This is a genomic window from Amycolatopsis sp. cmx-8-4 (genome assembly GCF_046548675.1).
Lineage (GTDB): Bacteria > Actinomycetota > Actinomycetes > Mycobacteriales > Pseudonocardiaceae > Amycolatopsis.
The window spans coordinates 404,388-426,699 of the sequence record NZ_JAEBDZ010000001.1; the positions used below are offsets into that span (position 1 = coordinate 404,388).

21 protein-coding genes are annotated in these 22,312 nt (G+C 70.9%); 13 read left to right on the plus strand and 8 right to left on the minus strand.

From position 1 onward, the window contains the following. Positions 1 to 7 precede the first annotated feature (7 nt). Entirely contained in the window at positions 8 to 511 is a 504-nt protein-coding gene (locus ACLJQZ_RS02010; RefSeq protein ID WP_410618250.1) for a VOC family protein, read from the minus strand. A 140-nt stretch (positions 512 to 651) separates the two neighbouring features. On the opposite strand from ACLJQZ_RS02010, the gene ACLJQZ_RS02015 reads away from it, so the two are divergent. Both ACLJQZ_RS02015 and ACLJQZ_RS02020 read left to right on the plus strand, forming a co-directional pair. Then, entirely contained in the window at positions 652 to 1,446 is a 795-nt protein-coding gene (locus tag ACLJQZ_RS02015) for a 2-keto-4-pentenoate hydratase (protein ID WP_410618251.1), read from the plus strand. Continuing rightward, positions 1,443 to 2,204 (plus strand): 2-keto-4-pentenoate hydratase, encoded by a 762-nt coding sequence (locus ACLJQZ_RS02020; RefSeq protein WP_410618252.1) that lies wholly within the window; start codon positions 1,443 to 1,445, stop codon positions 2,202 to 2,204. Before ACLJQZ_RS02015 ends, ACLJQZ_RS02020 begins: the two co-directional genes overlap by 4 nt. 80 nt (positions 2,205 to 2,284) lie before the next feature. Here the strand turns inward: ACLJQZ_RS02020 and ACLJQZ_RS02025 are convergent, their stop codons facing one another. From ACLJQZ_RS02025 to ACLJQZ_RS02040, 4 genes are all read right to left on the minus strand, one after another. Then, complete coding sequence (locus tag ACLJQZ_RS02025) at positions 2,285 to 3,160, minus strand: alpha/beta fold hydrolase (RefSeq protein WP_410618253.1); 876 nt, start codon at positions 3,158 to 3,160, stop codon at positions 2,285 to 2,287. Beyond that, complete coding sequence (locus ACLJQZ_RS02030; protein WP_410618255.1) at positions 3,160 to 4,635, minus strand: WS/DGAT/MGAT family O-acyltransferase; 1,476 nt, start codon at positions 4,633 to 4,635, stop codon at positions 3,160 to 3,162. Before ACLJQZ_RS02030 ends, ACLJQZ_RS02025 begins: the two co-directional genes overlap by 1 nt. 60 nt (positions 4,636 to 4,695) lie before the next feature. After that, positions 4,696 to 6,588: an ABC transporter ATP-binding protein gene (locus tag ACLJQZ_RS02035; RefSeq protein WP_410618580.1), complete on the minus strand. Its 1,893-nt coding sequence runs from the start codon at positions 6,586 to 6,588 to the stop codon at positions 4,696 to 4,698. Positions 6,589 to 6,954: 366 nt separating this feature from the next. Beyond that, entirely contained in the window at positions 6,955 to 7,422 is a 468-nt protein-coding gene (locus ACLJQZ_RS02040) for a DUF1579 family protein (RefSeq protein WP_410618256.1), read from the minus strand. Between the two features lie 49 nt (positions 7,423 to 7,471). On the opposite strand from ACLJQZ_RS02040, the gene ACLJQZ_RS02045 reads away from it, so the two are divergent. Then, a complete protein-coding gene (locus ACLJQZ_RS02045; RefSeq protein ID WP_410618258.1) occupies positions 7,472 to 7,915 on the plus strand; it encodes a MarR family winged helix-turn-helix transcriptional regulator in 444 nt (147 codons plus the stop codon). 291 nt (positions 7,916 to 8,206) lie between these two features. Here ACLJQZ_RS02045 and ACLJQZ_RS02050 read toward each other — a convergent pair whose 3' ends face one another. Then, on the minus strand, positions 8,207 to 8,776 hold the full coding sequence (locus ACLJQZ_RS02050) for a TetR/AcrR family transcriptional regulator (RefSeq protein ID WP_410618260.1): 570 nt from the start codon (positions 8,774 to 8,776) through the stop codon (positions 8,207 to 8,209). A gap of 93 nt (positions 8,777 to 8,869) precedes the next feature. On the opposite strand from ACLJQZ_RS02050, the gene ACLJQZ_RS02055 reads away from it, so the two are divergent. The 7 genes from ACLJQZ_RS02055 to ACLJQZ_RS02085 all read left to right on the plus strand — a co-directional run bounded on the left by ACLJQZ_RS02055 (position 8,870) and on the right by ACLJQZ_RS02085 (position 18,382). Beyond that, positions 8,870 to 11,296 (plus strand): beta-glucosidase H, encoded by a 2,427-nt coding sequence (locus ACLJQZ_RS02055; RefSeq protein ID WP_410618262.1) that lies wholly within the window; start codon positions 8,870 to 8,872, stop codon positions 11,294 to 11,296. Positions 11,297 to 11,451: 155 nt separating this feature from the next. Beyond that, on the plus strand, positions 11,452 to 12,354 hold the full coding sequence (locus ACLJQZ_RS02060; protein WP_410618264.1) for a GNAT family N-acetyltransferase: 903 nt from the start codon (positions 11,452 to 11,454) through the stop codon (positions 12,352 to 12,354). A 106-nt stretch (positions 12,355 to 12,460) separates the two neighbouring features. Continuing rightward, positions 12,461 to 12,898, plus strand: a complete 438-nt coding sequence (locus tag ACLJQZ_RS02065) for a hypothetical protein (RefSeq protein WP_326944786.1) — start codon at positions 12,461 to 12,463, stop codon at positions 12,896 to 12,898. Between the two features lie 32 nt (positions 12,899 to 12,930). Then, positions 12,931 to 14,550, plus strand: a complete 1,620-nt coding sequence (gene boxC, locus ACLJQZ_RS02070) for a 2,3-epoxybenzoyl-CoA dihydrolase (RefSeq protein WP_410618265.1) — start codon at positions 12,931 to 12,933, stop codon at positions 14,548 to 14,550. Between the two features lie 5 nt (positions 14,551 to 14,555). Further along, positions 14,556 to 15,977 carry a benzoyl-CoA 2,3-epoxidase subunit BoxB gene (boxB, locus tag ACLJQZ_RS02075; RefSeq protein ID WP_410618266.1) on the plus strand — a complete coding sequence of 474 codons (1,422 nt, stop codon included), beginning with the start codon at positions 14,556 to 14,558 and terminating at the stop codon, positions 15,975 to 15,977. A 9-nt stretch (positions 15,978 to 15,986) separates the two neighbouring features. Then, on the plus strand, positions 15,987 to 17,531 hold the full coding sequence (locus tag ACLJQZ_RS02080) for a benzoate-CoA ligase family protein (protein WP_410618267.1): 1,545 nt from the start codon (positions 15,987 to 15,989) through the stop codon (positions 17,529 to 17,531). Then, positions 17,528 to 18,382, plus strand: a complete 855-nt coding sequence (locus ACLJQZ_RS02085; RefSeq protein WP_410618268.1) for an amidohydrolase family protein — start codon at positions 17,528 to 17,530, stop codon at positions 18,380 to 18,382. The genes ACLJQZ_RS02080 and ACLJQZ_RS02085 overlap by 4 nt, the downstream gene beginning before the upstream one ends. 123 nt (positions 18,383 to 18,505) lie before the next feature. Here ACLJQZ_RS02085 and ACLJQZ_RS02090 read toward each other — a convergent pair whose 3' ends face one another. Then, complete coding sequence (locus ACLJQZ_RS02090; RefSeq protein WP_410618269.1) at positions 18,506 to 19,228, minus strand: dienelactone hydrolase family protein; 723 nt, start codon at positions 19,226 to 19,228, stop codon at positions 18,506 to 18,508. A 132-nt stretch (positions 19,229 to 19,360) separates the two neighbouring features. Here ACLJQZ_RS02090 and ACLJQZ_RS02095 point away from each other — a divergent pair, with 132 nt between their 5' ends. Beyond that, a complete protein-coding gene (locus tag ACLJQZ_RS02095; RefSeq protein WP_410618270.1) occupies positions 19,361 to 20,182 on the plus strand; it encodes a helix-turn-helix transcriptional regulator in 822 nt (273 codons plus the stop codon). Positions 20,183 to 20,188: 6 nt separating this feature from the next. On the opposite strand, the gene ACLJQZ_RS02100 is transcribed toward ACLJQZ_RS02095, so the two are convergent. Then, positions 20,189 to 20,644 (minus strand): MarR family winged helix-turn-helix transcriptional regulator, encoded by a 456-nt coding sequence (locus tag ACLJQZ_RS02100; RefSeq protein WP_410618272.1) that lies wholly within the window; start codon positions 20,642 to 20,644, stop codon positions 20,189 to 20,191. Positions 20,645 to 20,730: 86 nt separating this feature from the next. Here ACLJQZ_RS02100 and ACLJQZ_RS02105 point away from each other — a divergent pair, with 86 nt between their 5' ends. Continuing rightward, the gene (locus ACLJQZ_RS02105) at positions 20,731 to 21,696 is read left to right on the plus strand and encodes a ring-cleaving dioxygenase (RefSeq protein ID WP_410618273.1); all 966 of its coding nucleotides are present in this window, start codon (positions 20,731 to 20,733) and stop codon (positions 21,694 to 21,696) included. Then, complete coding sequence (locus ACLJQZ_RS02110) at positions 21,693 to 22,295, plus strand: alpha/beta hydrolase (RefSeq protein ID WP_410618275.1); 603 nt, start codon at positions 21,693 to 21,695, stop codon at positions 22,293 to 22,295. The genes ACLJQZ_RS02105 and ACLJQZ_RS02110 overlap by 4 nt, the downstream gene beginning before the upstream one ends. The last annotated feature ends 17 nt before the right edge of the window (positions 22,296 to 22,312 follow it).

A 22,312-nucleotide genomic window follows, 5' to 3' on the forward strand; every position in this document is an offset into this window, starting at 1 on the left:
CACGCTTTCAGCCGATCTTCTCGCCGTACATCTCGCCCAGCGGGTCGGAGATCAGCTCGACGCGGGCGCCGTCCGGGTCGGCCAGGTAGATCGACGTCTCGCTCTCGAGCAGGTACTGCACGCCGGCCTCGTCGAGCTTGTCCTTGATGACGCTCCACCGCTCCGGCGTGACGGACAGCGCGAGGTGGTGCAGTCCACCGAGAACCTCCGCGTACGGGCCGAGGTCCAGGCCGGGCAGGTCGAAGAAGGCGACCGCGTTGCCGTTGCCGACGTCGAAGAAGAAGTGGCTGGAGCCGGGGTAGTCGCGGTTCTCGATCAGCTCGGTGAGCGGAAAGCCGAGGATGTCCTGGTAGAACCCGATGGTCCGCTCGACGTCGCTGGAGATCAGCGCGGTGTGGTGGATGCCGCGGCCGTTCGTCTCGGGCCGCTCGGCGGCCGGGCGCAGGTGGCGCTCGCGCAGTGCGTCGCGGACCTCGGCGAGCTTGGTGACCTCGGCCTGGGTCGGTGCCATGTCCCTCACGTCCCTTCCTGGTGGTGCTGTTCAAAGTACGCCCAATTTATCTCGCGCGCAAGAGGTTGTCTGGCGAGATTTCCGCTGGGTGGAACACCTGGGCTTGTGTGCGGCTGCCGCCGCGGGCAGAGTCCTCGAGCGTGGACGCCAGCAGAGTGCAGGAGGCCGCCGCCGTTCTGGCCGGGGCCTACGCGACGCGCGAGCCGATCGAGCCGCTGATCAAGACCTTCCCGGAGGCGACCGTCGAGGACGCCTACCGGATCCAGCAGGAGCAGGTGCGGCACTGGACGGCCGCGGGTGACGCCGTCCGCGGGCACAAGGTCGGCCTGGCGTCGGCGGCGATGCAGCGGCAGATGGGCGTCGACCAGCCCGACTACGGGCACCTGACCGGCAGCATGTTCCACCTCGAGCACCAGCCGATCCCGACGTCGGCGTTCCTGCAGCCGCGGATCGAGCCGGAGATCGCGTTCGTGCTCGGGTCGGCGTTGCGCGGCCCCGGCGTCACCGTCGCCGACGCGGTGGGGGCTGTGTCATTTGTGCTGCCGTCGCTGGAGATCGTCGACTCGCGGATCCAGGACTGGAAGATCACGCTCTTCGACACGATCGCGGACAACGCGTCGTCCGGCGGCGTGGTGCTGGGCAGCAGCCCGACGGCGTTGGGTTCGGTGGATCTGCGGCTGGCCGGTTGTGTGCTCTACCAAAACGGTTCGGTGGCGGCGACCGGCGCGGGGGGTGCGGTGCTCGGGTCGCCGTTGAACTCGCTGGTGTGGCTGGCGAACACGGTGGGGCCGCTGGGCGTCACGCTCGAACCCGGGCACGTTGTGCTGCCGGGCTCGATGACCCGCGCGATCCCGGTGTCGCCGGGCGACACGGTCGTCGCCACCATCGCCGGCATCGGCAGCGTCACCGCGGTCTTTTCTTCGGAGGGGTCATGAACGTGCGCGAGGCGGCGGCCGCCCTGCTGGCCACGGAGTCGGAGCGCCCGCCGCTCTCGGCGGACTGGCCCGACCTCGACGTCGACACGGCGTACGCGATCCAGGACGAGGCCCTGCGCCAGCGCCGGGCCCGCGGCGAGACGCTGATCGGCGTCAAGCTGGGCCTGACGTCCCGGGCGAAGCAGCAGCGGATGGGCATCGACTCGCCGTTGCTGGCCTGGCTGACCGACGCGATGGTGCTGCCCGCGGGCGTCCCGGTGCCGTCGTCTTCTCTGCTCCACCCGCGAGCGGAGCCGGAGCTGGTTTTCGTGCTGGACCGTCGGCTGTCCGGCCCCGGCGTCACCGCGGCGACGGCGCTGGCCGCCGTCGACCGGGTCTACGGCGGGATGGAGATCATCGATAGCCGCTACGCGGACTACCGCTTCACCCTCCCGGACGCGGTCGCGGACAACGGCTCGTCGTCCCACTTCACCCTGGGCCCGATCGGCCTGCCCCCGGCTTCCCTGGACCTCTCCCTGGAAGCGGCCCTGCTGGAGGTCAACGGCCAGATCGTCGACACGGCGACGGGCGCGGCGGTCCAAGGCCACCCGGCGGAGGCGCTGGCCCTGGCAGCGAACACCCTGGCGACCCGCGGCCTGGCCTTGGAACCAGGCTGGCTGGTCCTGACAGGCGGCATGACCGACGCGGTCCCGCTCAACCCGGGTTCCCGAGTAGCCGCCCACTTCTCCCACCTGGGCTCGGTAACCCTCGCCGCCTGACCCCGAGTCGCCCCCCACGAACCGGCCCGGCGAACTCGCGTACCCGAAGGGTCGGCTCGCGTACCTGGCTGGGTACGGGGTCAGGTGGTGACTTTGGCTCGGTTGGCGACGCGGGTGATGCCCGCGATCACCCGGGGCCAGACCGCGCGGGGCAGGTCGTGGCCCATGCCGGGGACGATGTCGAGGTCGGCGCCCGGGATCGCGCGGGCCGTCGCGCGGCCGCCGGAGACGTGGACCAGCGGGTCCCGCGAACCGTGCACCACCAGGGCCGGCACGCGCACCTTGCGCAGCTTCGGCGTCCGGTCGCGGTCGGCCACGATCGCCGCGAGTTGGCGGACCGTGCCCCCCGGGTGGACGCCGCGGTCGAACGTCCGCTCGGCCCGCTCGCGCATCCGGGCCTCGTCGAAGGGGTAGCCCGGCGAGCCGATCACGCGAAACGTGCGGACCGCCAGCTCGACGTACTCGGTGCGGTCGCGCGGCCGGGCACCGAGCAGCATCGACATCGCCTTCGGGCTCGGGCGGCCGGCCAGCCGGCTCCCGGTGGTCGACATGATCGACGTCAGCGAAAGCACCCGCGACGGGTACCGGATCGCCAGCGTCTGCGCGATCATCCCGCCCATCGACGCCCCGACGACGTGTGCGGCCGGGACACCGAGGTAGTCCAGCAGCCCGGCGGCGTCGGCGGCCATGTCGGCGAGCGAGTATGGCGCGCTGCGCAGCAGGTACGCCTGCGCGAGGTTGGCCTGGCCGCGCATCCGGCTCGACCGTCCGGAGTCGCGGTTGTCGAACCGGATCACGTGGAAGCCTTGTGCGGCAAGGGATTCGCAGAACTCCTCGTCCCACCAGATCATCGGCGCGCCGAGCCCCATCACGAGCAGCAGCGGCCGCCCGCCCGCGTCGCCGAACGTCTCGTGGCACAGCTCGACGCCGTTGACCGCCGCGACGCGCTCCGCCATCAGGCCTCCCGGGTGTGCTCGGCGGCCAGCTTGGTGAGCTCGGCCAGCGCGTCGTGCAGGTGGTCGATCAGGTCCCAGACGTCCGGGATCAGCTCGCGGCACGCGACGAGCCCGAAGTCCAGCTTGCCGTCATAGGACATCACGGTGATGTTCAGCCCGCCACTCGCGTCGGTGATCGCGGACACCGGGTAGTTGGCGAGCAGCCGGGCGCCGGCCAGGTAGAGCGGCACTTGTGCGCCCGGGACGTTCGACACGACGAGGTTGACGACCGGCGTGGTCGCGCCGAGGTACTTCATGGTGGCGCGGGCGGCGAGCCCGCCGAGCGCGGCCGGGAGCATCCCGCTGAAGTCGACCAGCCACGACGCCGGCAGCGGCTGGTACCGCTGCTTCGCCGCGACCATCGCGCTGGTGACCTCGGCCAGCCGCGCGGCGGGGTCGGCGAGGTGCGTCGGCAGCGGCGCCAGCATCACCGACACCTGGTTCCCGGCGTCCTTGGCCTGCTCGGGTGTGCGCACCGACAGCGGAACCAGCGTCACGAGCGGCTGGTCCGGCAGCGCGTCGTGGTCGACGAGCCACCGGCGCATGACGGTCGCGCACAGCGCCATCACGACGTCGTTCACCGTGACGCCGAAGGTGTTCTTGACCCGCTTGACCTCGTCGAGCGGCAGCGAGCCGTACGCGAACCGGCGGTGCGGGCCGATCGGGCCGTTGAACGGCGTGTCCGGCGCGACCAGCCGCGGCCGGTCGGCTTCGTGGCGTCCGGCGCCCTGACGGGTGACGCGGTTGAGCACGCTGCCGGCCTTCGCGAGCAGCCCGATGCCGGGATAGCGGGCGAGGCCGGGCACCTCGTCGATGTGCTGGAGCAGCTTCGGCACCTGGAGCGCGGCCTTGACGGGGTGCAGCGCGAGCCGTTTCACGCCGTTGAGCGCGAGTTCGACGGGTGTCGGGATGTCGTCTGTTCGTGGCTCCTCGGGCGGGTCTACCCGGCGCGGCTCGGGGGTGACGTCCATGAGCACGCCGATCAGCTCGGCCCCGGAGACGCCGTCGATCGCACTGTGGTGCACCTTCGTGTAGACGGCGACGTTGCCGTCGCGCAGGCCCTGCACCAGGTAGGCCTCCCAGAGCGGCCGCCGCCGGTCGAGCGGCCGCGCGGTGAGCCGCGCGATCTGCTCGGCGAGCTGCCGTTCGTCACCCGGCGCGGGCAGCGCGATCTCGCGGACGTGGTACTCGAGGTCGAACTCGGGATCGTCGATCCAGTAGGGGTGGTCGAGCCCGAGCGGCACCGGCAGCAGCCGCCACCGCAGGGGTTTGGCGAGGTGCAGCCGCGAGCCGATGAGCGCCCGCAGATCGTCGACGGTCACGGTGCTGCCCGGCGCGGTGGCCGGATCGAGGATCGACAGCCCGCCGACGTGCCCGGTGGTGGTGGTCGACTCGGCGTTGAGGAACTGCACGTCCAGGGCGGTGAGCTGGCGCATCGGGCCTCCTCGGGGACTCGGCAGGCCAGTCTGCCCGGCGGGGTGACGGGCGTAAATCCGCTAGGAGGGTGCGGGGGAGGCCGCCGCGCCCGAGCCGGTGCGGTACGCGCGGGCCTGGATCTCGTACAGCTCGTGGTAGACCCCGCCGACGCGGATCAGGTCGTCGTGCGTTCCCTCCTCGATCAACCTGCCCTTCTCCAGGACCAGGATGCGGTCCGCGGACTTGATGTTGGCCAGCCGGTGGGTCACCAGGACCGTGGTGCGGCGGCCGTGGCTCGACGTGCTCGCGTGTTGCAGGCCCGCGAACACCTTCGCTTCGGCGCGGGCGTCGAGGGCCGCCGTCGGCTCGTCGGCCACCAGGACCGACGCGTCGCGGTAGATGCCGCGGGCGATGCCCATGCGTTGCCACTGGCCGCCGGACAGGTCGTGGCCTTCGTCGAACTTCTTCGACAGCACCGTGTTTTCCTGGCGTGGCAACGATTCGATCACCTCGCCGGCGCCGGAGTGGTCCACCGCTTCGCGCCACGCCCGGCGGTCCGGGTCGGGGCGCCCCAGGCGGCCGACCGTGATGTTGTTTGCCGCGGTCATCGGCCACTCCGCGGGTTCCTGCGCGATCACCGCGATGTTCGTGTGCACCGATTCCGGGTCTGCCCGCGCGAGGTCGACGTCGTCCCAGTGCACGGTGCCTTCGTCCGGTGGGTAGAGCCCGGTCAGCAGTTTGCCGAGGGTGGTCTTGCCCGAGCCGTTCTCGCCGACGAGCGCGATCACCTCGCCGCGCCGGATCGTCAGGGAGATGTCTTGCAGCGCCGGCTTCTGCTGCCCCGGGTAGGTGAACGTGACGCCCTCGAGCCGGATCTCGGCCGGGTCGGCGGGCGCGGTCAGCGCGGTCGGCGGCGGGCGCAGCTTCGCCGATTCCAGCAGCAGCTGGTTGTAGAACCCGATGTAGAACGAGTCCTCGTACAGCGAGTTGACCGCGCGCATGGTGTTGGACAGCGCCGTCGACGCCGTGCGCATCGCCAGCACCGCGGTGCCGGCCAGGGCCAGCTCCATCCCGCCGGTGTAGAGCAGCCAGCCGAGCACCAGGTAGGCGACGGCGGTGCCGAGGCCGGCCGCGGCGCGCCCGCTCGTGCGGACCAGGTTGCTGCGGTGCGCGAGCCGGATCTCCTCGCGCGTCAGGCTGCGCGAGATGCGCCGGTACTCGCCGAGCAGCGGCTCCTGGAGCGTGAGCGCGTGGCGTTCGAGGGCCATCGAACGCCAGGTGGCGACCTCCTCGACGATCGACTTGCGGATGTTGCGCCCGACCGTGTCGAGGAAGTGCCGGTAGTTCAGCTTGGCCACGCGCGCCGCGGACCAGCCGTCGGCCGCCGCCGCGAGCAGCAGGACCGGCGCCAGCCACGGGTTGAGCAGCCCGGCGGTGAGCATCGCCGCCGCGAGCGAGATCGCCGACGACGTCAGGTCCGCCACCCGGCGCAGGCTGGTCTCGATCGCGCGGACGCCGTAGCGCGCGCCCTGCCGGGCCAGTTCCCGGAAGTCCGCGTCTTCGAACGCGATCAGCCCGACGCGCACGACCGCCGCCGTCACCGCGTCGTCCGCCGCCGCGGTGACCTGCGGCCGCAGCGCACCCTCGACGGCGGCGACGGCGGCGTCGAGCACCGCGCGCGCCGCGTACGAACCGGTGACGACGGCGATCGCGGGCAGCGACTGCATGACCCGCTCCGGGGTCGGGCCTTGTTGGAGGAGCGCGGTGAAGACGTTCGCGGTGGCGAGCAGCCCGAACGCGGTGACGCAGCCGGAGACGACGTGCACCACCCCGGCCAGCAGGGTCAGCCGCGGCGAGGTCCGCCACGCCAGGCGCAGCACGACGGCGATCGCGGCGGGCAACGCGCGCACGGCCCGCCCGAACCCGGCGCCGGCCACGCGTTCGTCGACCCGCGCCCATTCGGGCATCTTCATGTTCTCGACCCCGATCAGCGGGGGCGAGTCCGGGCTGTCCTGGGGTGGTCCGGCGGATCTGCGCACGTGTTCAGGTGTACTCCGGGGGTACGACAATTCCGGGCGCCCGGCGTCCGCCCTCGGGGACACGGTTCGGAGTCGGCGTTCCGCCATCCGGGTGAAAGTAATCGTTTTCTCTGGGCTGATCACGGCTTCCAGGACACACTCCCTGCATAGCCTGAAAGCGCACGACTGAATAACTGACAATCGTTGTGTAATTGCCCCGCCGCCGGACCGCTCGTCTCGAGCGAGTCCGCGGATGTGGTGGTGGAGACCGGAAACAGGTGACGTCCTCGTGTACGGGGGGAGGGACGTCGCCTGTTTCCACTACCCGTTTTCGCGGGTGTACCGGGCGCGCAGGAATGGGCCGAATTCGCGGTCTTCGCCCATCTTCACGTCGATTTCGTGCGTGAGGGTGTCGCCGTCCGGGGTGAGCCGGTGCCGGGCCACGCCGCGGGCGGTCTTCTTGTCCAGGACGAGCGTCGCGCCGTCCCAGCCGCCGCGGGCCGGGGACTCGGGCGGGAAGCCGTAGCTGTCGAAGCCGTACCAGAGTGTCTCGCCGGTCTGGGGGTCCGCGGTGAAGACGTTGTGGCCCAGGAACTCCGTACCGTCTTCGCGGCGCTGGCGGTATTGCTGGATCAGCACGAAACCGTTGAGCTGCAAGCGGTATTCGCAGTCGGCGCGTGCTGTCGAGGCCGGCGCCCACGGGGACGCGGCGAGGTCTTCGGTGCCGGTCCAGTCGCCGACGAAGGCCTTCAGGGCGTCGTGCGCGGGGCCGAGGGTGGGCAGGTCCATGGTTCGCCTCCGTTCGACAGGTGCCTGTCGATGTGCGAGGCTAGCACGCATGCGTTCCCCGCGAGCCGAGACGTTCACCCGGGTGATCGACGCGGTCTTCGCGTGCAACGGCGGCTTCCTGGCCGCGGGCGACGCGCTGACGTCGCCGGTCGGCCTGACGGCGGCGCAGTGGCAGGTGCTGGGGTTCCTGGAGGACGGCGCGGCGACCGCCGCGGAGGTCGCGCGGCGGCGAGGACTGCGACGGCAGAGTGTGCAGGAGACGGTGAACCGCTTGTTGCGCAACGGAATGCTGAAGCGCTCGCCGAATCCCGGGGACGCGCGGGCGCCGTTGCTGTCGTTGACGCGTCGAGCGAGGGCGGCGATGGCCGAGCTGGGCGCGGCGCAGGTCGCGTGGGCGGAGGAGCTGGCGGCGGAGGTGTCGCCGGAGGACCTGGAGGTGACGTTGCGGACGTTGCAGCGGTTGCGGGAGCTGGCGGTGCGGCCGCGGTTGTGAGGGGTTCGGCCGGGCGAGCTGCGCTGGGGGTGTGGCTCGCTTGGCCGGGCGGAATTGTGCCGCGACGTGTGGGAGCAGGTTGCGGCGGGCGGAATGTGCCGCGACGGGCGAGGTGGCGACGGGTGGCGGACGGTTGCCCCGGTGGAGTGCCGCTGGCCGGGCGGCGCCGCGGCGACCGGCTCGGGGATACGCCCCAATGTGGCGTTGGGTGCGTTGGACGCACCGAACGCCACATTGGGTGCGTCGGACGCACCCAACGCCACATTGGGGCGTTTGGTCCCCGGGTGTGGGTCAGTCCGGCTTGATGCCCAGCAGGGTCAGGAACGTGCGGAAGCCCGCCGACATGTCGACTTCCTCCGGGGCCAGCAGCCACTGCAGCTGCAGGCCGTCCAGGACCGCGATCGCCAAGGGGGCCAGCTGTTCCGGCGTTGATCCCGGGGGTAGCTCGTCGCGGTGGCGCTCGAGCATCTCCGTCATCCCGGCGCGGACCCGGGTGTAGCGATCCTGGAAGTACGACCTCGCCGGGTGGCCGTCCGTGACGCTGTCCGCGGCCAGGACCGTGTACGTCTGGACTATTCCCTTGCGGGTCGAGTTGTAGTCGACCAAGTCGGCCAGCTGGTTGACCGTCATGGCCGACGAGTCGCGGCCGAAGTGCAGGAGGTCCCACTCGTCGCGGGTCTCCAGCACCGCCGTGAGCAGGTCTTCCTTCGTCGGGAAGTAGTGCATCAGCCCCTGCTGGGTCAGCCCGACCCGATCGGCCACCGCGGCCAGGGAAGTGGCCCGGTAACCGCGCTCGGCGATCACGTCGAACGCGGCACGGACGATGCTCGTGCGGCGGTCGGCGCCCCTGGCCCGGGTCATGATCCCGAGCCTACGGGACAACCTGTCACGGAAGCGTAACTTTCACTGCTCGGTGCCAGGTAGGCTGACAGCAGGACCTCCGGAAGGGGCGGCATGAGCTTCGACGTCGACGCGCTGCTGGACGAACTCGACCTGGACGCCAAGGCGAGCCTGCTCGCCGGCCAGGACGTCTGGAGCCTGCCCGCCCGGCCGGAGATCGGCCTGGCGTCCCTGGTCCTCTCCGACGGCCCGGTCGGCGTCCGCGGGGTGCGGTGGAGCCCGGACGACCCGTCCGTCACCCTGCCCAGCCCGACGGCGCTCGCCGCCGCCTGGGATCCGCGCTTGGCCGTGCGCGCCGGGCGGCTGCTCGCGCAGGAAGCCCGCCGCAAGGGCGTGCACGTGCTCCTCGCGCCCACGGTCAACCTCCAGCGCTCACCGCTGGGCGGCCGGCACTTCGAGTGCTACTCCGAAGATCCCCTCCTCACCGGGCTGGTCGGCGCCGGTTACGTCACCGGCGTGCAGGACGGAGGGGTGGCCGTCACGGTCAAGCACTTCGTCGCCAACGACTTCGAGACCGAACGCTTCACCGCCGACGTCCGCGTCGGCGAACGCGCGCTGCGCGAGCTCTACCTCGCGCCGTTCGAACTCATCGTCCGGCGGGCGAAGCCGTGGGGGATCATGGCCGCCTACAACAGCGTCAACGGCATCACGATGACCCAGCACGCCGGACTGCTCAACGGCGTGCTGCGCGACGAGTGGGGCTTCGACGGCTTCGTCGTCTCCGACTGGCTGGCCGCGCGCGACACCGTCGCGTCCGCCAACGGCGGGCTCGACGTCGCGATGCCGGGCCCGCGCACCGTGTTCGGCGACCGGCTCGCCGAAGCCGTGCGCGGCGGCGAGGTCGATCCGGACGTCGTCGACGACATGGTCCGCCGCGTGCTCCTGCTGGCCCACCGGACCGGCGCGCTCGGCGAGAGCCCGGCAAGACAAGACTCCACTATGGACGGTGAAGCGGTCGCGCGCGAGATCGCGCACCGATCGTTCGTGTTGCTCAGCAACGAAACCGGCGTTCTCCCCCTCAAGCAAACGCCGAGCATCGCCCTGATCGGCGCGCTGGCCGCAGATCCGAAGATCCTCGGCGGCGGCAGTGCCACCGTGTTTCCCGACCACGTCGTCTCCCCTCTCGACGGCCTCCGGAAGGCCGTTCCCGTTGGCACCGAACTGACTTACGCCATCGGTGCCGATCCGCGAACGACGCTACCGCCGGCCACCGACAATTTCCGGCTCCGCGCGACCGCCAAAGCCGCCGATGGCACCCGATTGGCTGAATTTCCGTTGCGAGAGGCGAGAATCGACTGGATCGGCGAGCTGCCGGCCGGCCTCGACGTGGCGACGCTCGCGAGCGTCGAGATCGAAGGCACGTTCTTCCCGGAGACCACCGGCACGCACACCTTCGGCCTCACCGGCCCCGGCGACCTCCGCCTGGTCGTCGGCGGGCAGACCCTCTTCGACGGCGTCAACCTGCCCGAAGGCGGTGACGTCTTCACGTCGATCATGCAGGTCATCGAGCAGCGGCGGGACGTCGAGCTCACCGCGGGCGAGCCGGTCGACGTCAGCCTGACCTACTGGATCCCGTCGGAGATGGCGGAGTTCGCGCGCGGCACGTTCGCCTGGGTCGTCTTCGCGCTCGGGCACCGCGGCCCGGTGCTCGACCCGGACGCCGCGCTCGACGAAGCCGTTGCGCTGGCCGGGAAATCCGACGTCGCGATCGTCGTGGTCGGCACCACCGCCGAGGTCGAGAGCGAGGGGTTCGACCGGACGTCCCTGGCGTTGCCGGGCAGGCAGGACGAACTCGTCACGCGGGTCGCGCGGGCCAACCCGAACACCGTGGTCGTCGTCAACGCGGGTTCGCCGGTCGAGCTGCCGTGGCGCGACGACGTCGCCGCGGTGCTGCTCACCTGGTTCCCCGGGCAGGCCGGCGGCGACGCGCTCGCCGACGTCCTCTTCGGCCGCGAAGAGCCCGGCGGAAGGCTGCCGACGACCTGGCCGGCCAAGCTCGAAGACGCCCCCGTCACCCGCGTGACGCCCGAGGAAAGCGTGCTGCCGTACGAAGAAGGCGTCTACATCGGCTACAGCGCGTGGGCCCGTTCCGGGAAGCAGCCCGCCTACTGGTTCGGCCACGGCCGCGGTTACACGACCTGGTCCTACGACGAGCTCGACGTCTTCCCGGACGACGAAGGCGGCGCGAAGGTGCGCGTCCGCCTCCGCAACACCGGGACGCGCAAGGGCCGCGAAGTCGTCCAGCTCTACCTGGTCCCGACCGAGCGCGGCGACCGCCCGCACCGCTGGCTCGCCGGCTTCGCGAGCGTCGAGGCGGGCCCGGGCGAGGCCGTGGACGCCGAGATCGCGATCGCGCCGCGCTCGGTCTCGACCTGGCGTGACGGCTGGCAGCACATCGCCGGCGAGTACGTCCTCGAGGCGTCGCACTCCTACGCCGAGCCCCGGCTGAGCACGCGGACCGTGCTGCAGAAAATCCGTTGACGCCCGAAGCGGGCGGCCCGTAGGTTCTGCCTCGCACCCTTGACCAGCGAAAGGAGGTGGGTCCGATGATCACGCAACCGATCACGCGCTCCCACCTCGCCGCGAGGGTGCCCAGTCCGTAGACCGGGAGCGCGCGTACTCCCGGAAGGATTTCCATGACCGATCTGGTCGTGCGCCCGCTCGAAGCGGGCGAAGAAACACTGTTCACCTCCCTGCCCGACCGCGGTCTCGTCGGCCGCAAGCTGCTCGGCAAGGACTACGCCGAGATGGCGCTCCGAGGCGAGTACCGGCCCGGCTGGTCGTGGGTCGCGCTGCGCGACGGCGTCGTCGTGGCGCGGGCCGCCTGGTGGGCCGGGCCGGACGACGAAGAGCCGATCGCGCTCGACTGGTTCGACTTCACCGACCTCGACGCCGCCGTGCGGCTGCTGACGACGGCGCCGTTCCGGGCGGAGTACTCGCTGACCACGCCGCCCGCGTGGCAGGACGACCCGGACGTCGCCCACGAGGTGACCATCCGCGTCGAAGCGGCGGAGAAGGCGGGCTACCGCAAGCTCGTCGAGCGCTACCGGTACTGCTGGACGCCGGAAAACGGCCTGCCGGAGCGGCCCGGACGGCTCGAGTTCCGGCCCGAACCGGACGACGACGTCATCCTCGACGTCTTCCGCAAGGTCAACGCGGACAGCCTCGACGCGCACGTCCGCCGCGTGGTGGCCGAGCAGGGCGTCGAGGCCGCCGCGCAAGAGGACCTCGACATCATGCGGTGGATGCCGGCGCCGCGGGAGTGGTGGCGGCTCGCGTACACGCGCGAAGGCGACTTGGTCGGCTTCGCGTTGCCGAGCCGCAACCACTACGACCCGGTGGTCGGCTACATCGCCGTGGTGCCCGAGCAGCGGGGGCACGGTTACGCGTACGACCTGCTGGTCGAGGCCACGCACGACCTGGTCGCGCAGGGCGCCGACCGGATCGTCGCGGCCACCGACGTACCCAACATCCCGATGGCGAAGGCCTTCGCGAAGGCGGGCTACCCGATCACCCAGCACCGCATCGACCTGGTCTGACCAAGGGTCGTGAGTGGTAATGCGGGTTAGAACCCTCATTGCCACTCACGACCGGTCGCGGTATCTTCGCTAGAGCGATCTATCTAGTCGACTCTGGGGGCCCGTGATGGACGTTCTTCAGGAGAAGGGGCTGACGCCGCTTCGCGTGATCCTCGGCTTCTCCCTGCTCAGCACCACGCTGCACTACACGCACAACACGATCCGCGTCGCGGACTACCCGCAGCTGCCCGGCATCCCGGCTGTGGTGGCGGGCGTCGTCGTCGCGTTCGGCTGGGTGCTCTTCACGACGTTCGGCTACCTCGGCTACCGCGCCTACACGCGGGGGCGCTACCCGCGGGCGCTGGCGTTCCTGCTCGTCTACTCGCTGGCCGGGATGATCACCCTGGGCCATTTCCTGACGGGCGTGCCGCAGATCCCGGCGTTCTGGTTCGCCACGATCTTCACCGACTCCGCGGCCGGCCTGGCGCTCTGGGTCTTCCTCATCTGGGCCTGGGCCACGCTCAACCGGGTGACCTTGCGAGATCAAGTTTCTACACAACATTGACGTTCGCAGAATTCGTGTAGACAATTGGAGGGGTGACCACCACCACACCGGTTGACTTCGGCCGCCGTCCGGACGAGTACCGCCACTGGCGGCTCAGCCTCGACGGGGAGGTGGCCTGGCTCGAGCTGGACGTCGACGAGCAGGGCGGGCTGGTCCCGGGTTACGAGCTCAAGCTCAACTCCTACGACCTGGGCGTCGACATCGAGCTGTACGACGCCACCCAGCGGCTGCGGTTCGAGCACCCCGAGGTCCGCGTGGTCATCGTGACCAGCGCGAAGGACAAGGTGTTCTGCGCCGGCGCGAACATCCGGATGCTCGCCGCGTCCGAGCACCACTGGAAGGTGAACTTCTGCAAGTTCACCAACGAGACCCGCAACGGCATGGAGGACGCGACCGCGCACTCCGGCCAGACCTACGTCGCCGCGGTGAACGGGACGTGCGCCGGCGGTGGTTACGAGATCGCGCTGGCCTGCGAAAAGATCCTGCTGATCGACGACAACTCCTCGACGGTCGCGCTGCCGGAGGTGCCGCTGCTGGGCGTGCTGCCCGGCACCGGCGGGCTGACCCGCGTGGTGGACAAGCGGCGCGTCCGGCGCGACCTCGCCGACGTCTTCGCGACGCGCTCGGACGGCGTCAAGGGGAAGACGGCCGTCGACTGGCGGCTGGTCGACGAGCTGGTGCCGCGTCAGGGGTTCCGCGAGACCGTGTTGCAGCGGGCCCGGGAGATCGCGCGCGAGTCCGACCGGACCGGCGAGGGCGGCATCGAGCTGACGCCGCTCGAACACCGCTACGTCGACGTCACGGTCGGAAAAGACCAGGCCACCATCACCATCAAGGGGCCCGAGAGCGACCCCGGTGACCTGCACGAAGAGGGTGCGAACGGCTGGTTCCTCGCCATGACGCGCGAGCTGGACGACGCCATCCTGCGGCTGCGCACCAACGAGGTCGAAGCCGGTACCTGGGTCCTGCGGACGCAGGGCGACCCGGCGAAGGTGGTCGCGCACGAGCAGGCCGTCCTCGGCGGGAAGGACTGGCTGGCCAACGAGATCACGCACTACTTCAAGCGCACGCTCAAACGCCTCGACGTCACCAGCCGCAGCCTGATCGCGCTCATCGAGCCGGGCAGCTGCTTCGCCGGCGCGCTGCTGGAGGTCGCCCTGGCCGCGGACCGGCAGTACATCCTCGACGGGCCGCCGATCGACGACGAAGACAGCGACGCCCGCGCGTCGATCAGGCTGACCGAGGCCAACTTCGGCGCGTTCCCCATGGGCAACGGCCTGACCCGGCTGCAGACGCGCTTCTACGGCGACGACGACCACCTCGCCTGGCTCGCGCGGGAGAAGAACCACGACCTCAGCGCCGCGGAAGCCGTCGAACTCGGTCTGGTCACCGACGCGCCGGACGACCTCGACTGGGAGGACGAGATCCGGATCGCGCTGGAGGGCCGGGCGTCGCTCAGCCCGGACGCGCTGACCGGCATGGAGGCCAACCACCGGTTCGTCGGCCCGGAGACCATCGAGACCAAGATCTTCGGCCGCTTGGCGGCTTGGCAGAACTGGATTTTCACCCGGCCGAACGCATCCGGACCGGAAGGCGCGCTGCGCCGATACGGTACTGGTCAGAAGGCCGTCTTCGACAGGAAGCGGGTCTAGCGCCCATGCCCGAGAAAATCGACTACGACGCCAAGATCCCCAACAACGTCAGCCTCGCCGACGACCGCCGGCTGCAGCGCGCGCTGGAGGGCTGGCAGCCGAAGTTCATGCACTGGTGGGGCGAGATGGGCCCGACGCTCGAGACCCAGGGCGTCTACCTGCGCACCGCGATCAGCGTGGGCCGCGAGGGCTGGGCGCACTTCGACCACGTGAACGTGCCGGACTACCGCTGGGGCATCTTCCTCGCCGAGCGCGACCCCGACCGGCGGATCTCCTTCGGCGAGCACAAGGGCGAGCCCGTGTGGCAGCAGGTGCCCGGCGAGTACCGCGCCGACCTGCAACGGCTGATCGTCATCCAGGGCGACACCGAACCGGCGTCCGTCGAGCAGCAGAAGCTCCTCGGCCTCACCGCGCCGAGCCTCTACGACCTGCGGAACCTGTTCCAGGTCAACGTCGAAGAGGGCCGCCACCTGTGGGCGATGGTTTACCTGTTGCACGCCTACTTCGGCCGCGAAGGCCGGGACGAGGCCGAAGGGCTGCTACTGCGCAACTCCGGCAGCCCGGACGCGCCCCGCATCCTCGGCGCGTTCAACGAGGAGACCGCCGACTGGCTGGCCTTCTACATGTTCACCTACTTCACCGACCGCGACGGGAAGTACCAGCTCGGCACGCTCAAGGAGTCCTCCTTCGACCCGCTCTCGCGCACCTGCGAGTTCATGCTGAAGGAGGAGGCGCACCACATGTTCGTCGGCACCACCGGCGTCGACCGCGTGGTCATGCGCAGCGCCGAGCTGATCCGCGAGCACGACACGCGCGACATCGGCCCGCACGGCGGGATCCCGCTGGAACTGATCCAGCGCTACATCAACTTCCACTACACCGTCTCGCTCGACCTGTTCGGCAGCGAGACGTCGACGAACGCGGCGAACTACTACACCGCCGGGCTCAAGGGCCGCTGGCAGGAGACCCGCCGCAAGGACGACCACAAGCTCACCGAGGACGCCCGCACGCTGGACAAACCGGCCGGTGACGGCACCTGGACGTCCGAGGAGCTGCAGGCGATCCTGCTGCTGAACCTCGACCTGCGCGGCGAGTACACCGCCGACTGCCAGACCGGCGTGAAGCGCTGGAACAAGATCCTCAGCGAGGCCGGGATCGACTTCACGTTCCGGTTGCCACACCCTGGTTTCAACCGGGATGTGGGCATAAACTCCGGCCACCACGTCACTCCCGACGGGACGATCGTCGACGAGGCGACGTGGCTGGCCGGCAAGGACAAGTGGCTGCCCACGACCGAGGACCTCGCGTTCGTCCGCTCGCTCATGCACCCGGTGTACGAGCGGGGGAAGATCGCGAGCTGGGTGGCGCCGCCCCGGCAGGGCATCAACGGCAAGCCGTTCGACTACGAGTACGTGTACCTCACGTAGGAGGCCTGGGTGGCGACAGGGTTCAACGCGGCCGAGTACCTGCTCTCGGCCGGGCAGCCGGACGCGATCGCGGTCGTCTCGCCCCGCCGTTCGCTGACCTACGCCGAGCTGGCGGCGGAGTCCCGCCGGGTCGCCGCCGGGCTCACCGGGCTGGGGGTGCGTCCCGAAGAGCGGGTCATGTTCTGCATGGTCGACGACGTCGAGCTGCTCACCGGCATCCTCGGCGCGATGCTCGCGGGCGCCGTCGCGGTGCCGGTGTCGACCATGGTCACCGGCCTGGAGCTGGGCAAGGTGCTCGCCGACTCGCGGGCACGGCTGCTGTGCGTCTCGGGTGAGTTCGCCGAGCAGGCCGTGACCGCGCTCGGCCTCGCCCCCGAGGTCACCGACGTCCTGCTCGACCGCGCCGAGTCGACCGGGTTCGGCGTCCGGACGCACAAGTGGTCCGAGCTGGGCGGCGAGTTCCGAAGTGGACGGACGTGGGCGGACTCGCCCGCGTTGTGGCTGTACACGTCGGGGACGACGGGGCAGCCGAAGGGCGCGATGCACCGGCACGCGAGCATCCGGGCGGTCTGCGAGACCTACGGCCGCGAAGTGCTGGGCACCGTCGCGACCGACCGGGTCCTGTCCGTGCCGAAGCTCTTTTTCGCCTACGGGCTGGGAAATTCGGCGTTCTTCCCGCTCGCGGCGGGCGGGACGACGCTGCTGGAGCCTTCACGCCCGACACCCGCGTTGTTCGCGCGACGCTTGCGGGAGGAGCGGCCGACGTTGTTCTTCGCCGTCCCGACATTCTACGCGGCGTTGCTCGCCAGCGACGTCCCGGACGACTCGTTCGCTTCGGTGCGGTACGCCGTTTCGGCGGGCGAGCCGCTGCCCGCGTCGCTGTTCGAACGCTTCCGCGCGCGCTTCGGCCTGGAGATCCTCGACGGCATCGGATCGACCGAGGCGCTGCACATCTTCCTGTCGAACCTGCCGGGCTCGGTGCGCCCCGGCAGCACCGGCGTCCCGGTTCCCGGCTACGCCGTGCAGATCCGCGACGAGGCGGGCGCGGTGATCGACGCCGTCGGCAAGCCCGGCGAGCTGTTCGTGTCGGGGCCGTCGACGGCGACCGGGTACTGGGCGCGGTACGACGCGACGAAGCTCGTGTTCCAGGGCGACTGGCTGCGCACCGGCGACAGCTACGTGCGCAACGAAGACGGCACGTACAGCTGTCTCGGCCGCTTCGGGGACATGCTGAAGGCGGGCGGGATCTGGGTGTCACCGTCCGAAGTGGAGGAACGGCTGCGGCAGCACCCGGCGGTGGCCGAGGTCGCGGTCGTCGCCGCGCCGGACGCCGACGGCCTCGACAAGCCCGTGGCGTGCGTGGTGGCGGCTCCCGGGGTTACGGTGGACGCGGAAGAGCTGATCGAGTTCTGCCGCGAAGGGCTCGCGGCGTTCAAGCGTCCCCGAGGGGTGGTCGAACTGGCCGAGCTGCCGAAGACAGCGACCGGGAAGATCCGCCGCAACGTGATCCGCGAGCAGGTCCGCGACGCGCTGCTGGTGGTGCCCAGCCCGTGATCGACGGGCACTTCGTGGTCGACGCGCACGTGCACACCCCGCGCCTGCCGACGCTCAAACCCGCGTGGCTGCAGTGGGCGCACGACTTCGCCGGGGCGTACCCGTGGCGTTCGGTGTACGCCGACGACGGCTCGGTCGTCCCGGCGGCGATGGACGACCTGATGGAGTCGGAAGGTGTCGACCGGGTCCTGCTGTTCTGCGAGTACAGCCCGCGGGCCACCGGGATCCAGGCGATCGAGGACAACCTGCCGCTGGTGGAGTACAACCCGGAGCGGTTCCGGCTGGTCGCGAACGTCAACCCGTACCTGCACCACCCGGCCGCGGCCGAGGTCGAGCGGCAGCTGGACCTGGGTGCGGTGGCGCTGAAGCTCCACCCGGTGCACGGCGCGTTCTCGCCGGCGGACAAGGAGCTGTACCCGGTCTACCAGTTGTGCCTCGAGCGCGGTGTGCCGGTGATCCTCCACTCGGGAACGTCGAGCTTTCCCGGTTCCCGCACCAGTTTCGGCAATCCCGAGCTGCTGTCCGATGTGGTCGAGGACTTTCCGGCCCTGCAGTTCGTGTTCGCCCACGGCGGCCGCGGCTGGTGGTACGACGTGGCGGCGTTCCTCGCGCTGGCCCGCGACAACGTCTGGCTCGACCTGGCGGGCCTGCCGCCGAAGAAGCTGCCGGAGTACTACCAGCGCTTCGACCTGGCGCGGCTGGCGGGGAAGTTCGTGTTCGGGACGGACTGGCCGGGCGTGCCGTCGGTGGCGAAGAACGTCCGGTCGCTGGCCGGGCTGGGGTGGCCCGAGGACGTGCTGACCGGGGTGTTGTCGGGCAACGCGATCAAGCTGATGCCGTCGCTCGCTTGACCACGGGGAGCGCCGGTGCGGCCACTTCGGCCCTGGCGTGGGCCGCACCGGCGTCCCCATGGCCCCCAGACGTCGCTCACCCCATCGTGCGCCTGATCGAGGGCCCTGACCAGCGCCGGTTTTTCAACGGTACTTCCCGATGAACGCGAGCATCCGGCTCCAGGCGTCGTCGCACGCGTCCTGCCACTCCTCGTGGGTCGCGTCGAAGAACGAGTGCGGGGCGCCCTCGTACACCCGCCTCTCGTACGGCTTCCCCGCCTGGTCGAGCCGGGCCGTGAACGCGTCGAACTCCGCCGGTGACGTCGCGACGTCGGCGCCGGCGAGCAGCAGCAGGAGCGGCGCCGAGATGTCGTCGACGACTTCGGTGGCCGGCTGCGGCAGGCCGTAGAAGCCGATCACGCCGCTGACGCCGAGGTCGCTCGCGGCCAGGCGCCAGGACTGGCCGCCGCCGAAGCAGAAGCCCACCGTGAACAGCGGTCCTTCGCCCAGGTGCGCGGCCGCCGCTTCGACGTCGGCGGCGACGTCGTCCGGCCGGACCGACGGCAGGTGCCGTCGCCACTCGAACTCGTCGTCGCGCACGCCGACACCCGCGGTGCGGCCGTAGTAGTCGACGGCCGCGGTCGGGAAACCCGCCTGCGCGAAGCGGTCGGCGAGCGCTTGGTAGTACGGGTGCGTGCCGCGGATGTCCGGCAGGAGCACGATCCGGACGCCGTTGGGCTCGGCCGGGATCGCCTCCATGGCCGAGAACACCGTGCCGTCAGCGGAGGTGAGTTCGAGCGCGCCGCTCCGGGCGATCACGCCGGGGTTCGGCAAGGCGGGCGGGCGGCTGTCCGTGCTGTGACACATGTTCGTCCTTTCGCAGAGCACCAGTTTCGGGGCGCTGCACCCGGCCAGCCAGCTCCCGGCGTGACCCCGGACGGCCGTTACTGGTACTGGCAGGACCACGCTCGAACCGCGCGGGTGTCGCACACTGGCCTGATGAGCGAGCACAACGAGCTGGGCCGGTTCCTCAAGTCGCGCCGGGCCCGGATCGCTCCCGGCCGGGCCGACACCCGCCGTCGTGTCGCCGGGCTGCGGCGGGAGGAGGTCGCCGCGCTCGCCGGGATCAGCGTCGAGTACTACGTCCGGCTCGAGCAGGGGCGCGCGTCCCGGCCGTCGGAAGCCGTGCTCGGCGCGATCGGCCGCGCGCTGCACCTCGACGTCGACGAGCGCCGTTACCTCGACGGCCTTGCTCGCCCGCGGCCTTCGGGCCGGCCGCGGCCCGAGCGCGTCCGCGCCGAGCTGACGCAGCTGCTCGCCATGATGGATCGCGTGCCGGCGCTGGTCGTCAACCACCGGATGGACGTCCTGGCCTGGAACCCGCTGGCCGCTCAGCTGTTCTTCGACTTCGCCGCGGTGACGCCGCGCGAGCGCAACCTCGCCCGCTTCGCTTTCCTCGACGCGGCCGGCGAAGAGCGGTTCGCCGACTGGCCGGAGGTCGCGCGGGCGACCGTCGGGGCGCTGCGCCTGGCGACCAGCCGGCACTACGACGACGACGCGCTCGCGACGTTGCTCGGCGAGCTGATGATGAAGAGCGAGCCGTTCCGGACGTGGTGGGCCGGGCGGGACGTCCAGCAGCGGACGCACGGGAGCAAGCGCTTCCGGCACCCGGTCGTCGGCGAGCTGACCCTGCGGTTCGAGCACTTCGACCTGCCCGGGGAGACCGGGCAGCGGCTGGTGGCGTTCAGCCCGGAACCGGCCAGTCCGTCGGCGTCGGCGCTGGAGCTGCTGGCGATGTGGACGGCGCCGGCCGCCTCCTGAACCGGCTCACTCGCCGTTGAACGTCCGCAGGGTCCGCATCGCCTCGGCGAGGCCGGCCGCGTCGTCGCCCAGTGGGGTCAGGACGATGCGGCGCAGGATGTTCGCGGCCGCCGCCCGGGCCTTGTTCGCCACCTCCAGGCCGTGGTCGGTCAGCGACGCGAACGTGACGCGGCGGTCGTCCGGGCTCGGGACGCGGCAGATCAGGTCGGCCGCCACCAGGCGGTCCGCGACCTTCGTGAAGCCGCCGCTGGACAGCGCGGCCTCGGTCGCCAGGCGGGTCATCGGCATCCGGTGCTCGGGCGAGCGGACCAGCCGCATCAGGATGTCGAACGACGCGGGCGCGAGGCCGAAGTGCTCCGCGATCTCGCCCATCAGCTTGTCCTGGGTGGCCAGGTAACCCTCGATGACCAGGCCCCACCAGGTGACGATCTCGTCGTCGTCGGTCTTCGGATCCGGTGTCACGGGACGCAGCCTACCGGAGAAGGCTCACCGGAATATATCTTGCGCGCGAGAGGTTCTCCGGTTACCTTGGCCTGAGGAGGCACTCCATGTCGATCAAGACGTCCGGCCTGCACCACGTCACCGCCATCGGCGGCGACCCGCAGCGCAACGCCGACTTCTACCTCCGGACCCTCGGACTGCGGCTGGTGAAGACCACCGTGAACTTCGACGATCCGGGCACCTACCACCTCTACTACGGCGACAGCTCGGGCAAGCCGGGCTCGCTGATGACGTTCTTCCCGTGGCCCGACGCGCCGAGCGGCCGGCACGGCACCGGCCAGGCGACGACCACGTCGTTCTCCGTGCCCGAGGCGTCCATCGGCTGGTGGAAGCAGCACCTGAACGCGCAGAAGATCGAGACGGGTGAGGTCCGCAACGCCGACGACGAGGACACGCTGACCTTCCGCGACCCGGACGGCCTGCAGCTCGCACTCGTCGCGCACCCGCAGGGCGATCCGCGCGACCCGTGGGACACCGAGCTGGTGCCCGCCGAGCACGCCGTCCGCGGCCTGCACTCGGTCACGCTGTCGGTCACCAAGGAGGACGCCACCGCGGGCATGCTCACCGACGGCCTCGGCCTCGGCTTCACCGGCCAGGACGGCAACCGCCTGCGGTTCGCCGCCGGTGCCGGCGGGCCGGGCGCGCTGGTCGACGTCCTCGTGACGCCGGACGCGCCGCGCGGGCTGGTCGCCGCGGGCACCGTGCACCACGTGGCCTGGCGCGCGCCCGACGAGGCGACGCAGAAGACGTGGCGTGAGGAGCTCGTGGACAAGGGCGTCACCGTGACGTCCATTTTGGACCGGCAGTACTTCCGCTCGATCTACTTCCGCGAGCCGGGCGGCACGCTGCTGGAGGTCGCGACCGACGAGCCCGGGTTCGCCATCGACGAGCCGCTGCTGGAGCTGGGCCGCGCGCTCAAGCTGCCGCCGTGGCTGGAGCCGCGCCGCGACGAGATCCGGCACATGCTCCCGAAGCTGAACCTCCCCACCGAGAACAACCCGGAGCTGTCATGACGCTGGCGCACAAGTACGTCGAGGGCGCACTGGACGCGCCGGTGCTGCTCCTGCTGCACGGCACCGGCGGCGGCCCGGACGACCTGCTCGGCCTGGCGCGCGAGCTGGCCCCGGGCGCCACGACCCTGGCGCCCGCCGGGCCGGTGTCGGAGCACGGCGCCGCGCGCTGGTTCCGGCGGCTCGAGGAAGGCGTGTTCGACTACGAGGACGTCGTCAAGAGGGCCCATGAGCTGGCCGACTTCGTCGTCGAGGCGCGGGCGAAGTACGGCTTCGGTGACCGCCGGCTGATCGCCGTGGGCTTCTCGAACGGCGCCAACATCGCGGCCGCCGTCGCGCTGCTGCGGCCCGAGGTCGTGCGCGAAGCCGCGCTGTTCGCGGCGATGTCGCCGGTGCCGGACCCGCCGTCACACGACTTGAGCGCGTCGCGGATCTTCCTGGCCAACGGCGAACACGACCCGATGGCGCCGCTGGCGTCCACGGAAGAACTGATCCGGCTGCTGCGCGAGCGGGGTGCCGACGTCGTCACGGATCGTCACCCCGGCGGCCATCAGGTCACTGTGGACGGTGTCCGCGCGGCGGCGAAGTGGCTTGCGCCGTAGCGATTGTACGGAGCGTA